This window comes from Amycolatopsis sp. NPDC104587, from assembly GCF_055583645.1.
The window spans coordinates 233,786-246,154 of the sequence record NZ_JBVJNO010000015.1 but is presented as its reverse complement, the minus strand read 5'-3'; the positions used below and the strand labels follow the sequence as shown (position 1 = coordinate 246,154).

Below are 12,369 nucleotides of genomic sequence, written 5' to 3'. Positions count from 1 at the left end.
GCTTACTAAATCTGCAAGCTCGAAGTTCGCGCAGCTCGGCGATGATCAGTGCGCCGAACGCAGCTTGTCGTAGTAGGCGACGCAGTCTTCGTACAGCGGGAGCAGGCCCTGCTCGCGGGCCTCGGCCAGCGTGGGCGCGGCGCGGTCCTTGTCCGACAGGACCGGATCGATGTCCGTGGGCCAGGGCAGGCCCAGCACGGGGTCGAGCGGGGTGATCCCGTGCTCGCCGCCCGGGTTGTACGGCTCCGAGCAGAGGTACGCCATCACCGTGTCGTCCTCGAGGGCGAAGATGCCGTGGCCGAGGCCCTCGGCGAGGTAGACGGCGCGGTGCTCGCGGGAGTCGACGAGGACGCTGTCCCAGGAGCCGAACGCCGGTGAGCCGACGCGGAGGTCGACGATGACGTCGAGGAACGACCCGCGCGGGCAGTAGACGTACTTGCCCTGGCCGGGCGGCGTGTCGGCGAAGTGGATGCCGCGGATGGTGCCGCGGCGGGACACGCTCTCGTTGGACTGGCCCAGCCGCAGCGGGTGGCCGGCCGCCTCGCGGAAGACGTCCTCCTGGAAGGGGGCGAGGAAGTGGCCACGGTCGTCGGGGAAGACCCGGGGGGAGAACACGTAGGCGTCCGGGATGTTCAGCCGGCGGAATTGCATGGCCCCAGCTTATCCGGTGCCATAAAAACCGGACAGACGTCTTGGGAATTGCCGGAAATACGCGCCGGTGTGACATCAACCGCACCGAGGGGTCCACCGCGCGGGCGGACCTGTCACAATGATTGGACCGCCGCGTCCGCGGCCATCGCCAGACCCACGGCACCGATGGCCGACGTGACGCCTCGCCGACAGGCCGGCGCTACCGCGCTGGGCTGCCGTGCCGGAGGAGTCAGCCCGTCAGTTGGGTGCGCCTTCGCTCCCGCTGTTGTGGTCCCCCGCTCGCAGGCCCAGGAGTAATTCCAGTGACCCACGTCCATACCGCGAGTTCCGTCATTCCTACTGGAGGAATCACGGAACCGACGACAGGAAACCCCATGAGCGACCCCACCGGCGCCGTCGCGCCGGTCACCGACGAAGAGATCTTCACCGGGCACGAGGGCGGCAAGCTCTCGGTGGCGGCCACCCGGCCGATTTCCAGCCCGCGTGACCTTTCGATCGCGTACACCCCCGGGGTGGCGAAGGTGAGCCGCGCCATCGCCGAGGACGCCGCGAAGGCCAAGCGGTACACGTGGGCGGACCGGCTCGTCGTCGTGGTGAGCGACGGGACGGCCGTGCTCGGCCTGGGTGACATCGGCGCGAGCGCGTCGCTGCCGGTCATGGAGGGCAAGTCGGTGCTCTTCAAGACCTTCGGCGGCCTCGACTCGATCCCGCTGGTGCTGGACACCACCGACGTCGACGAGATCGTCGAGACGCTGGTGCGGCTGCGGCCGTCCTTCGGCGCGGTCAACCTCGAGGACGTCTCCGCGCCGCGGTGCTTCGAGCTGGAGGACAAGCTCAAGGAGGCGCTCGACTGCCCGGTCATGCACGACGACCAGCACGGCACGGCGATCGTCACGCTGGCCGCGCTGCGCGGCGCCAACCTGGTCCTCGACCGGGCGATCGCCGACCAGCGCGTCGTCGTCTCCGGCGCCGGCGCGGCGGGGGTCGCCTGCGCGCGGATCCTGCAGGAGGCCGGCATCGGCGACGTCACCGTGCTCGACTCGCGCGGCATCATCCACACCGACCGGGACGGCCTGAACCCGATCAAGCAGCGGCTGGCTTCGACGACGAACAAGGCGGGCCTCCGCGGCGGCCTCGCCGAGGCGCTCGAAGGCGCGGACGTGTTCCTCGGCCTGTCCGGCGCGACGATCGAGGAGTCGCTGCTGGGCCGGATGGCGGGCGGCGGCATCGTGTTCGCGCTGTCCAACCCGGACCCGGAGGTGCACCCGGACGTCGCCGCGCGCTACGCGTCGATCGTGGCCACCGGGCGCAGCGACTTCCCGAACCAGATCAACAACGTGCTGGCGTTCCCCGGCGTCTTCCGCGGCGCGCTCGACTCCGGCGCGCGGGCGATCACGGAGAACATGAAGCTGGCGGCCGCCGAGGCGATCGTCTCGGTCGCGACCGACGACCTGGGCCCGGACCGCATCGTCCCCTCGCCGCTCGACCCGCGCGTCGCGCCCGAGGTGGCGGCCGCGGTGGCGAAGGCAGCGGAGACCGACGGCGTCACGGCCTGACCACGTTCGAAAGCCGCACTTTCACGTGAAAGTGCCGCTTTGAACCGCAAAGCCGCACTTTCACGTGAAAGTGCGGCTTTGCGGTTTCAGTCCAGCAGGGCGGGGAGGCGGTGGCGGGGGACGTCGACCAGGCGCAGGTCCCGCAGGTCTTCGGGGACGTCCAGGGCGACGTTCGCCAGCCGGGCGTGGGCGCGGGTGAGCACCTCGCTCTGGTGCTCCACCGCGTCCGCGACCACCACCGCGTGCCGGTTGTCCGGGGTGCTGCGCCGGTACCGCAGCGCGTACTTGTCGCGGACCAGCGCGGCGAGAGCTTCCTGCGCGGCTTGGGAAGCCAGGTCCGGGTGCGCGTTCGGCAGCAGCAGCGCGAGCCTGCGGGCGTTCGTGCCCAGCAGGGTGCGCAGCAGCCACGGGCCCGGGTCCGCCGAGAGGTCCATCGCCACCGCGTCACCCTCGGGGCCGGAGATCGACCAGTCCACCGGGCGCGACTCGAACGAGAGCCCGTCCGCGGTCGCGATCTCCTTCAGCTTCTCCAGCAGCGCCGGTTTTGTGCCGGCGGCCTCGACCGACTGCGGCCCGTGCGTGTAGATCGTCTTGCCGCTGCGGACCTTCTTGGCCTTCGCCGTCGGCTGGCAGACGTACAGGTCCGCCGCGCTGCCGATCGCCTGCGCGCCGAAGTAGGAGTTGAAGCCCGGCAGGATCGCCTCGAACGTCAGCCCGAGCGTGGCCAGTGACCGCTGAACCTGCGCGCCCAGCGCCGGGTGCCGCGGGCTGTAGCCGTACGCGAACAGCAGCCGTCCCTCGCTCGGCTCCCGCAGCGCCTGCACCCCGCGCGCGGCGAACAGGCCCATGCCTTCCGGCGTGTACGGCGGATCGCTGAACACCAGGTCGAAGCCGTTCACCGCCGGCGGCAGGCCGACGCGCAGGTCGGCGTGCGCGGTCCGGATCTCGCGCTCGCCGCGGTCGTCCAGGTAGGCGAGGACCCGCTCGTCGAGGTCGACGACGGTCAGCGACGCCGCCGGGCAGACCGCCCGCACCGCCAGCGACGTCAGGTCGTGGTCACCGAGGAACAGCAGCCGCGCCGACGCGAGGTCGTAGCGCGCGTCCAGCCACAGCGCGCGGCGCAGGACGGTCTCCGGCGTGGCCTGGACGTGGTCGAGCGCGGCCAGCGGCGGCGGCACCTCGGCCACCCACTCGGCGACCTTCGGCAGCAGCTCGTGCGTCGCGACGGCTTCGTCGAGCGGGTCGGCGTAACCCGGCGCGCTGTACTGCAGGTACGACGCCGCGACGCCGGGGGAGATCCGCAGCCGGTCGCCGCTGCGGTCGAGGTCGTCACCCAAAGCGGCGAGGACGTCTTCGACGCTGCGCCGGGGCGCCGTGCTCAGCCGGACCAGCTCGCCGAGGTCGTGGTCGCCGGTGCGCAGCAGGTCGATGACGCGGTGCAGCGGGCGGACGCCGACGCCGTGCTTGGCGAGGACGTCGTCGAGGGAGTTCACGTCCTCAGAGCGTAGTCACCACCTGCCGGAACAGCGTGCCAACCACCGCCGACTCGGCTACGGTCGATTGGACCTGACATGGGGAGTGGGCAAGTGACGATCGAATTCCGCGACGCGACCAAGCAGTATCCCGATGGGACGGTCGCCGTCGACAAGCTGAACCTGACGGTCGAGGACGGCACGATCACCGTGTTCGTCGGTCCGTCCGGCTGCGGCAAGACGACGTCGCTGCGGATGATCAACCGGATGATCGAGCCCACCGGCGGCCAGGTGCTGCTCGACGGCAAGGACGTCGCCGAGGGCGACCCCGCGCTGCTGCGCCGCGGCATCGGCTACGTCATCCAGCACGCCGGGCTCTTTCCACATAGGACGGTGCTGGACAACATCGCCACCGTGCCCCTGCTGTCCGGCTGGGACAAGGCGAAGGCGCGCAAGCGGGCGGCCGAGCTGCTCGAGACCATCGGCCTGCCGGTCGAGCTCGGCAAGCGGTACCCGGCCCAGCTCTCGGGCGGCCAGCAGCAGCGCGTCGGCGTCGCCCGCGCGCTCGCCGCGGACTCGCCGGTGCTGCTGATGGACGAGCCGTTCTCCGCCGTCGACCCGATCGTGCGCGAGGACCTCCAGAACGAGCTGCTGCGGCTGCAGTCCCAGCTGGGCAAGACCATCGTGTTCGTCACGCACGACATCGACGAGGCCGTCCGGCTCGGCGACAAGGTCGCGGTGCTGCGCGTCGGCGGCAAGCTCGCCCAGTACGGCACCCCCGCCGACGTGCTGCGGCACCCGGTGGACGACTTCGTCGCGTCGTTCGTCGGCCGCGACCGCGGTTACCGCGGCCTGTCCTTCCTCTCCGCCGAAGGTGTCGAGATCAAGGAGATCGAGCTGGTCGAGATCGGGGCGACGGTGCCGGCGAGCGACGGCTGGCGGCTCGGGGTCAACGCCGACAAGCAGCCCCGCGGCTGGCTGCCGCCGAACTCCACAGTGGACGGCGCACTGTCCGAAGAAGACCTCGTCGCCGGCGGCTCGCTGTGGATCCACGGCACGCCGATCCGCGGCGCGCTCGACGCCGCGCTGTCGTCCCCGGCCAGCCTCGGCGTGGTCGTCGACGAAGACCACCGCGTGCTCGGCGGTGTCGTCGCCAGACAGGTCCTGGACGTGATCGAGGCGACGCCCCAGGCCTCATGAGCTTCTTCGACGAGCTCGGGCGGTACCTGGGCAGCGGCAACAACCGCGAACAGATCCTCGGTGACCTCGGTGACCACGTCTACCTCGCACTGCTGCCGCTGGTCATCGGCATCGTGCTGGCGATCGCGGCCGGCTGGCTCGGGCACCGCTGGGCGCCCGCCCGGTCGGTGCTCATGGTGCTGGCCAACCTGCTCTACACGATCCCGTCGCTCGCGCTGTTCGTCGTCATCCCCGGTCTGATCGGGTCGAAGATCCTGGACAGCGTCAACGTCGTCGTCGCGCTGACGATCTACACCACGGCGCTGCTGGTCCGCCCGGTGCTCGACGCGCTGGACGCCGTGCCGCCGCCGGTGACCGCCGCGGCGACGGCGGTCGGCTACAAGCCGGCGCGGCTCTTCTTCGCCGTCGAACTGCCGCTGTCGGTGCCGGTGCTCGCGGCCGGCGTGCGGGTGGCGTCGGTGAGCAACATCAGCCTGGTCAGCGTCGGCGCGCTGATCGGCACCGGCGGCCTCGGCGTGCTCTTCACCGACGGCTTCCAGCGTGAGTACTTCTCGCCGATCGTCGTCGGCATCGTGCTGACGCTGGTACTGGCCCTGGTCGTCGACCTGGTCCTGGTGGGGATCCGGAACCTGCTGACACCTTGGGAACGGGCCGGGAACGCGGGGGTGGCCGTCGCATGATCACCGATCTCTTCCACTGGTTCGGCGACCCGGCGCACTGGTCCGGCCCGGACGGCATCCCGCAGCGGCTGCTGGAGCACCTCGGGTACACGGTGCTGGCGCTCGTGATCGCGTTGGTGATCGCTGTCCCGTTAGGACTGTTCGTCGGTCACACCGGACGCGGCGGCGTCGCGCTGGTGAGCGTGGGCAACGCGATTCGCGCACTGCCGACGCTCGGGCTCGTCACGTTCTTGTTCCTGCTCTTCACCGAAAGCGTCACCTCGACGATCATCGGGCTCGTGGTGCTGGCCGTGCCGCCGATCCTGGCCGGCACGTACGCCGGGCTGCAGGCGACCGACCACGGCGTCGTCGACGCCGCCCAGGGCATCGGGATGACGGGCTGGCAGCGGCTCTGGAAGGTCGAGGTGCCGATCTCGCTGCCGCTCGTGCTCGGCGGGATCCGCAACGCCGTGCTGCAGCTCGTGGCGACGGCCGCGGTGGCCGCGTACGTCGGACTCGGTGGCTTGGGCCGGTTCCTGCTCGACGGACTGGCCATTTTGGACTATTCCGAGGTGATCGCCGGCGCGTTGCTGACGACGGTGCTCGCGATCGTGCTCGACGTCCTGTTCGCGCTGCTGAACCGCGCGCTGGTGCCGCGTGGTGTCCGCCTCGCGGCCGCGGCGGCGACCGGCAAGAAGGTGACGGCATGAAGCGCCTCGGTCTTGTGGTGGCCGCCCTGGTTCTGGTGGCCGGCTGTGGCAACCCGCTGGCGGGCGGCGGCGAGGGTGGGTCCAACGGGGACATCATCATCGGCGCGTCCGACGTCGGCGAAAGCCTTTTGCTGGCCCAGATCTACGCCGGCGCGCTGAAGAACGCGGGCGCGACGAACGTCACCGTGCGGCCGCCGGTCGGCAGCCGCGAGGTCGTCGTCAAGGCGCTGCAGGACAAGTCGCTGTCGGTGGTGCCGGACTACAGCGGGAACCTGTTGCGGTACTTCGACAAGAACACTTCCGCGACGACGTCCCAGGACGTGTACGCGCAGCTTCGCCAGAAGATCCCGGCGGGTTTCGAAGTGCTTGACCAGGCGCCGGCCGAGGACAAGGACCTGCTGGTCGTCGGAGCGCAGCTGGCTTCGTCGGGCATCAAGACGTTCTCGGACCTGGGGAAGCGCTGTGGCGAGCTGGTGTTCGGCGGGCCGGGCCAGTGGAGCAGCCGCTGGAAGGACCAGATCAAGAAGCTCTACGGCTGCGAGTTCAAGGAGATCCGCACGACGGACACCGGCGGTCCGGTGACGGTGGCGGCCCTGAAGTCGGGTGACGTCCAGGTGGCGGACCTGTTCAGCACGTCGTCGACGATCCAGGCGAACGGGTTCGTGCCGCTGGTCGACGACAAGAACATGTTCCCGGCGCAGAACATCGTGCCGCTGGTGGCCAAGGGGACGCTGTCGCCTTCCGAGACGGCCGCGTTGAACCGCGTCTCGGCGGCGCTGACAACCGAGCAGCTGACCCGGTTGAACGTCGAGTTCACGGAGGAGAAGCGGAACCCGCTGGATATCGCCGAGGACTTCTTGGCGCGCAACAACCTGAAGTCCTAGATCCGTGAGAAGGCCGGTGCGTACTCGAACGCGCCCGACTGCGTCGGCTTGTAGCCCGTCAACGCCCGAGCCTGGAAGTGCTTGCCCCAGCTCGGGTCCGGCGCGGTGATCGAGAGCGTCGACGCCGTCACGAAGCCGAATCGCGGGTAGTAGACGTCGCTGCCGAGCAGGACCACCACGCCGTGGCCGAGGGCGTCCGCTGCGGCGAGGACCGCGTGCATCAGGGCCGAGCCGACACCCGTCGCCTGGTGTGCGGGCAGCACTCCGAGCGGGCCGAGCCCGACCGCCGACGTCGTGTCGTCGCCGACCCGGGCCCGGCTGCAGCACACGTGCCCGACCAGCTCGCCGTCGCGCAGCGCCACCAGGGACAGCGCGTCGACCAGGTCGCCGTCGGCGCGCAGCTCGTCCACCAGAGGCGCCTCCACCGGTGTCACGCCGGGTTCGCGCCGGAACGCCTCGCTGTGGATCCAGTGGATCGTGGCCCGGTCGGCGGGGGTTTCGCGGCGGATCAGCATGGTCGTCACCTTGCCGCGAACCGGCGAAAGAGGGAAATCGATTCCGGACCGTCCGGGTGGTTTGTCCCGAAACGCCAGCTCTGGCGCAGCGTTTGGCCTAATGTCCGGATCGTGCAGCAAGGACCCTATTATCCGCAGTATCCCAGCTACCCGCCGCCGAAGCCCGGCGGGAAGACCGCGCTGATCGTCGTCCTGGTCGTGGCCGGCGTCCTCGTGCTGGCCGGCGCCGGTGTCGGCGCGTTCTTCCTGCTGACACCCGGGAACGAGAAGCGGTCTCTGCCGGCGCCCACGACGTCACCCGCCGGCGAGCCGGACAAGTACACCTCGCTGCCGCGGTGCCCGGCGGTCGGCAGCCGGATGAACGGCCTGCCGCCGCTGGTGCGTGACGCTCCGCCGGAGCCCGGCAGCTCCTCGGACGACGAGCTCGAGCTGATGCAGCTGAGCTGCTCCTGGATGAAGTCCGGGTCCTCGTCCGGGCAGGTGACGATGTACCTGTCGAAGTCGGTGGAGCCCGGCTCGGGCGCGGGCACCCGGTACGCCGCGGCGGGGTACGACAACGCTGTCGAGGACGGCGGCAAGCCGATCGCCGCCGGGATCGGGCAGGCGACGAAGGCCGCGGACACCGACCCGCACGGCAGCGACAGCCTGCAGTGCGGCGTGCGGTTCTACCAGGGCAACGTCGACGTGATCGTGCTCGTCCAGGCGGCCGACGAGCAGGACCGGAACGTGGACCGCTGCCGGCGCAACGCGCACAAGCTGGCGGAAGCGGCGTCGCAGTCACTCGGCTGAGAACGGCGAAGGCCCCCGCACCATCGTGCGGGGGCCTTCGCCGTGGTCAAGCGATCAGTCGAACGCCTTCGAGATCAGCGCCTTCTGCTCCACCTCGTGCACCTTCGACGAGCCGGCCGACGGCGCCGCCATCGGGCGGCGCGACACGACCTGCAGGCCCGAGAGCAGCTCCGGGAACTTCCGGGGCAGGTTCAGGCCGAAGAACGGCCACGCGCCCTGGTTTTCCGGCTCCTCCTGCACCCACGCGACCTCGGTCGCGTTCGTGTAGCGCTCCAGCGCCGCCACCAGCTTCCGCTTCGGCAGCGGGTAGTACTGCTCGATCCGCACGATCGCGACGTCGTGCGCCTCGCGCTTGGTCCGCTCCGCGACGAGCTCCCAGTACAGCTTCCCGGAGGTCAGCAGCACCTTGCGGATGTTCGCCGGGTCCGGCGTCACGTCGTCGATGACCGACATGAACCGGCTCTGGCCGGTGAAGTCGCTCGTCGCCGACGTCGCGGCCTTGTTGCGCAGCATCGACTTCGGCGTGAAGACGACCAGCGGGCGCTGGATGCCGTCGAGGGCGTGGCGGCGCAGCAGGTGGAAGTAGTTCGCCGGGGTGGACGGCACCGCCACCGTCATCGAGCCCTCCGCGCACAGCGAGAGGAACCGCTCGATGCGGCCGGACGTGTGGTCCGGGCCCTGGCCCTCGTGGCCGTGCGGCAGCAGCAGCACGACGTCCGAGCGCTGGCCCCACTTGGCCTCGCCCGAGGAGATGTACTCGTCGATGACGGTCTGCGCGCCGTTGACGAAGTCACCGAACTGCGCTTCCCACATGACCAGCGACTCGGGGTTGGCGACCGAGTAGCCGTACTCGAAGCCGACGGCCGCGTACTCCGACAGCGCGGAGTCGTAGATCATCACGCGGCCCTGGCCCTCGGCCAGGTTCTGCAGCGGCGAGTACTCCTGGCCCGTCTTGCGGTCGATGAACACCGAGTGCCGCTGGGTGAACGTGCCGCGGCGGGAGTCCTGGCCGGACAGCCGCACCAGGCGGTCCTCCATCGCCAGCGACCCGAACGCGAGCAGCTCGCCGAACGCCCAGTCGATGTCGCCTTCGCGGGACATCTTGTGGCGGCGCTCCATGACCGGCTTGACGCGCGGGTGCGGCGTGAAGCCCTCGGGCACGTTCACGAACGCGTCGCCGATGTGCTCCAGCGTCTCGGTGGTGATCGCCGTCGCCACCTTGGCCGGGACCTGCTGCTCCTCCTCGACCGAGGGGCTCGCCTTCGCCGGGTGCTTCTCCAGCTCCCGGACCTCGTTGAAGACGTGCTCCAGCTGGCTCGAGAAGTCGCGCAGCGCGGCTTCGGCCTCTTCGACGGAGATGTCACCGCGGCCGATCAGCGACTCGGTGTAGGTCTTCCGCACCGAACGCTTCGTGTCGATGATGTCGTACATCGCCGGCTGCGTCATCGAGGGGTCGTCACCCTCGTTGTGGCCTCGGCGGCGGTAGCAGATCAGGTCGATGACGACGTCCTTGTGGAACGCCTGCCGGTACTCGACGGCCAGCTTGGCCACCCAGTGCGCGGCCTCCGGGTCGTCACCGTTCACGTGGAAGATCGGCGAGCCGATCATCTTCGCGACGTCGGTGGCGTACTGCGACGAGCGCGAGTGCTCCGGCGCGGTCGTGAAGCCGACCTGGTTGTTGACGATCACGTGCACGGTGCCGCCGGTGCGGTACCCGCGCAGCAGCGACAGGTTCAGCGTTTCGGCGACGACGCCCTGGCCCGCGAAGGCCGCGTCGCCGTGCATCAGGACCGGCAGCACGGTGTAGCCCTCGCCGCCCTTGTCCAGGAGGTCCTGCTTCGCGCGGACGATACCCTCGAGGACCGGGTCGACGGTCTCCAGGTGCGACGGGTTCGCCGTCAGCGACACCTTCGTCTCGCCGTCGCCGAACATCCGGAAGTACTTGCCCTCGGCGCCGAGGTGGTACTTCACGTCACCGGAGCCGTGCGCCTGGCCCGGGTCGAGGTTGCCCTCGAACTCCTGGAAGATCTGGCTGATCGGCTTGCCGACGATGTTGGCCAGCACGTTCAGCCGGCCGCGGTGCGGCATGCCGATGACAACCTCGTCGAGCTCGTGCTCGGCGGCCTTGTCCAGCAGCGTGTCGAGCAGCGGGATCGCCGTCTCGCCGCCCTCGAGCGAGAACCGCTTCTGGCCGACGTACTTGGTCTGCAGGAACGTCTCGAACGCCTCGGCGGCGTTCAGCTTCGAGAGCACGTACTTCTGGACCGCGGGGTCCGGCTTCTCGTGCGGGATCTCGACGCGCTCCTGGATCCAGCGGCGCTCCTCGGGGTCGAGGATGTGCGTGTACTCGATGCCGACCGTGCGGCAGTACGAGTTGCGCAGCACGCCCAGGATGTCGCGCAGCTTCATCCGCTCCTGGCCGGCGAAACCGCCGACCGGGAACTCGCGGTCGAGGTCCCAGAGCGTCAGGCCGTGGGACAGGACGTCCAGGTCGGCGTGGCTGCGCTGGCGGTAGTTCAGCGGGTCGGTGTCGGCCATCAGGTGGCCGCGCATCCGGAACGCGTCGATCAGCTCGATCACGCGGGCGGTCTTGTCGACCGGGCCCTCGGGGATGTCGGCGACCCAGCGGATCGGCTCGTACGGCAGGCGCAGGCTGGTGAAGACGTCGTCGTAGAAGCCGTCTTCGCCGAGCAGCAGCTGGTGGATGCGCTTGAGGAACTCGCCGGACTCCGCACCCTGGATGATGCGGTGGTCATACGTCGAGGTCAGCGTCATGATCTTGCTGATGCCGAGGTCGACCAGCGTCTTCTCGCTGGTGCCCTCGAACGCCGCCGGGTACTGCATGGCGCCGACGCCGATGATCGCGCCCTGGCCGGCCTGCAGGCGCGGCACCGAGTGGTTGGTGCCGATGCCGCCCGGGTTGGTCAGCGAGATCGTGGTGCCGGCGAAGTCGTCCGCGGTGAGCTTGTTGTTGCGGGCCTTCTTGACGACGTCCTCGTAGGCCTGCCAGAACTGCAGGAACGACATGTCCTCGGTGCTCTTGACCGAGGCCACGACGAGGTTGCGCGAGCCGTCCTTGCCCTTCATGTCGATGGCGAGCCCGAAGTTGACGTGCTCCGGCGTGATCGCGAACGGCTTGCCGTCGATCTGCTGGTAGTGCCGGTTCATGTTCGGGTAGTTCTTCAGCGCCCGCACCATCGCGTAGCCGATGAGGTGCGTGAAGGAGATCTTGCCGCCGCGGGTGCGCTTGAGGTGGTTGTTGATGACGATGCGGTTGTCGGCCATCAGCTTCGCCGGGACCGCGCGCACGCTGGTCGCGGTGGGGACGCTCAGCGAGGCGTCCATGTTCTTCGCGATGGCGGCCGCGGCGCCGCGCAGCTGCTTCGACTCCGGCTCGTCCTTGGCCTGCGGCTTCGCGTCCGTCTTGGCCTCGGCCTTCGGCGCGGCCTTGGCGGCCGGCTTCGGGGCGGCCTTCGCGGGCGCCGCCTTCGCGGGCGCGGCCGGCGTCGACGTCTGCTTGGCCGCGGACTCCGCGTTCTGCACCGCCTTCGACGACGGCGCCGACGCCTGGCCGTTGGTCGCGGGCTTGGCGTCGGCCTTCTGCCGGGCGTTGTCCGCCTTGGCCTGGGCGCTCTGCGTCGGCTTGAAGTCCGCGAAGAAGTCGTGCCACGCGGCATCGACTGAGCTGGGGTCTGCGAGGAACTGGTCGTACATCTCTTCGACCAGCCACTCGTTGGGGCCGAACTGTGACGCAGGGCTGCTGCTGGACACGGCTTGGGCTCGCCTCTATCCGTCTCGATCTCGATCTTGAATCCGTTGATGCGCCTACCAGGCTAACCCCCTCGGTGACGCCGATGTGATGGAACCGGCCTGTGTGAGGCGTGGCGCACTAGGGGATCGGTCACTGACTCGATCAAGATGTGCTAAGGGAAC

At 69.7% G+C, this 12,369-nt stretch carries 10 protein-coding genes; 6 read left to right on the top strand and 4 right to left on the bottom strand.

What is annotated here, in order from left to right; genetic code table 11:
- Positions 1-45: 45 nt before the first annotated feature.
- Positions 46-651: a dTDP-4-dehydrorhamnose 3,5-epimerase family protein gene (locus tag ACZ61C_RS38515; protein ID WP_465312852.1), complete on the bottom strand. Its 606-nt coding sequence runs from the start codon at positions 649-651 to the stop codon at positions 46-48.
- Positions 652-1,025: 374 nt separating this feature from the next.
- Here ACZ61C_RS38515 and ACZ61C_RS38510 point away from each other — a divergent pair, with 374 nt between their 5' ends.
- A complete protein-coding gene (locus ACZ61C_RS38510) occupies positions 1,026-2,207 on the top strand; it encodes an NAD(P)-dependent malic enzyme (RefSeq protein WP_465312851.1) in 1,182 nt (393 codons plus the stop codon).
- A gap of 86 nt (positions 2,208-2,293) precedes the next feature.
- Here ACZ61C_RS38510 and ACZ61C_RS38505 read toward each other — a convergent pair whose 3' ends face one another.
- Positions 2,294-3,700 carry a bis-aminopropyl spermidine synthase family protein gene (locus ACZ61C_RS38505; RefSeq protein ID WP_465312850.1) on the bottom strand — a complete coding sequence of 469 codons (1,407 nt, stop codon included), beginning with the start codon at positions 3,698-3,700 and terminating at the stop codon, positions 2,294-2,296.
- Between the two features lie 93 nt (positions 3,701-3,793).
- Here ACZ61C_RS38505 and ACZ61C_RS38500 point away from each other — a divergent pair, with 93 nt between their 5' ends.
- The 4 genes from ACZ61C_RS38500 to ACZ61C_RS38485 are packed head-to-tail and all read left to right on the top strand — an operon-like array spanning position 3,794 to position 7,132.
- The gene (locus ACZ61C_RS38500; protein WP_465312849.1) at positions 3,794-4,879 is read left to right on the top strand and encodes an ABC transporter ATP-binding protein; all 1,086 of its coding nucleotides are present in this window, start codon (positions 3,794-3,796) and stop codon (positions 4,877-4,879) included.
- Positions 4,876-5,559, top strand: a complete 684-nt coding sequence (locus ACZ61C_RS38495) for an ABC transporter permease (RefSeq protein WP_465312847.1) — start codon at positions 4,876-4,878, stop codon at positions 5,557-5,559. Before ACZ61C_RS38500 ends, ACZ61C_RS38495 begins: the two co-directional genes overlap by 4 nt.
- On the top strand, positions 5,556-6,248 hold the full coding sequence (locus ACZ61C_RS38490) for an ABC transporter permease (RefSeq protein ID WP_465312846.1): 693 nt from the start codon (positions 5,556-5,558) through the stop codon (positions 6,246-6,248). Before ACZ61C_RS38495 ends, ACZ61C_RS38490 begins: the two co-directional genes overlap by 4 nt.
- Positions 6,245-7,132 (top strand): ABC transporter substrate-binding protein, encoded by an 888-nt coding sequence (locus ACZ61C_RS38485; RefSeq protein WP_465312845.1) that lies wholly within the window; start codon positions 6,245-6,247, stop codon positions 7,130-7,132. The genes ACZ61C_RS38490 and ACZ61C_RS38485 overlap by 4 nt, the downstream gene beginning before the upstream one ends.
- Here ACZ61C_RS38485 and ACZ61C_RS38480 read toward each other — a convergent pair.
- Positions 7,129-7,647: a GNAT family N-acetyltransferase gene (locus tag ACZ61C_RS38480; RefSeq protein ID WP_465312844.1), complete on the bottom strand. Its 519-nt coding sequence runs from the start codon at positions 7,645-7,647 to the stop codon at positions 7,129-7,131. The genes ACZ61C_RS38485 and ACZ61C_RS38480 overlap by 4 nt on opposite strands.
- A gap of 111 nt (positions 7,648-7,758) precedes the next feature.
- Between ACZ61C_RS38480 and ACZ61C_RS38475 the strand changes: the two genes are divergently transcribed.
- The gene (locus ACZ61C_RS38475; protein ID WP_465312843.1) at positions 7,759-8,436 is read left to right on the top strand and encodes a hypothetical protein; all 678 of its coding nucleotides are present in this window, start codon (positions 7,759-7,761) and stop codon (positions 8,434-8,436) included.
- 54 nt (positions 8,437-8,490) lie between these two features.
- Here ACZ61C_RS38475 and ACZ61C_RS38470 read toward each other — a convergent pair whose 3' ends face one another.
- Positions 8,491-12,207 carry a multifunctional oxoglutarate decarboxylase/oxoglutarate dehydrogenase thiamine pyrophosphate-binding subunit/dihydrolipoyllysine-residue succinyltransferase subunit gene (locus tag ACZ61C_RS38470; protein WP_465312842.1) on the bottom strand — a complete coding sequence of 1,239 codons (3,717 nt, stop codon included), beginning with the start codon at positions 12,205-12,207 and terminating at the stop codon, positions 8,491-8,493.
- Positions 12,208-12,369 lie beyond the last annotated feature (162 nt).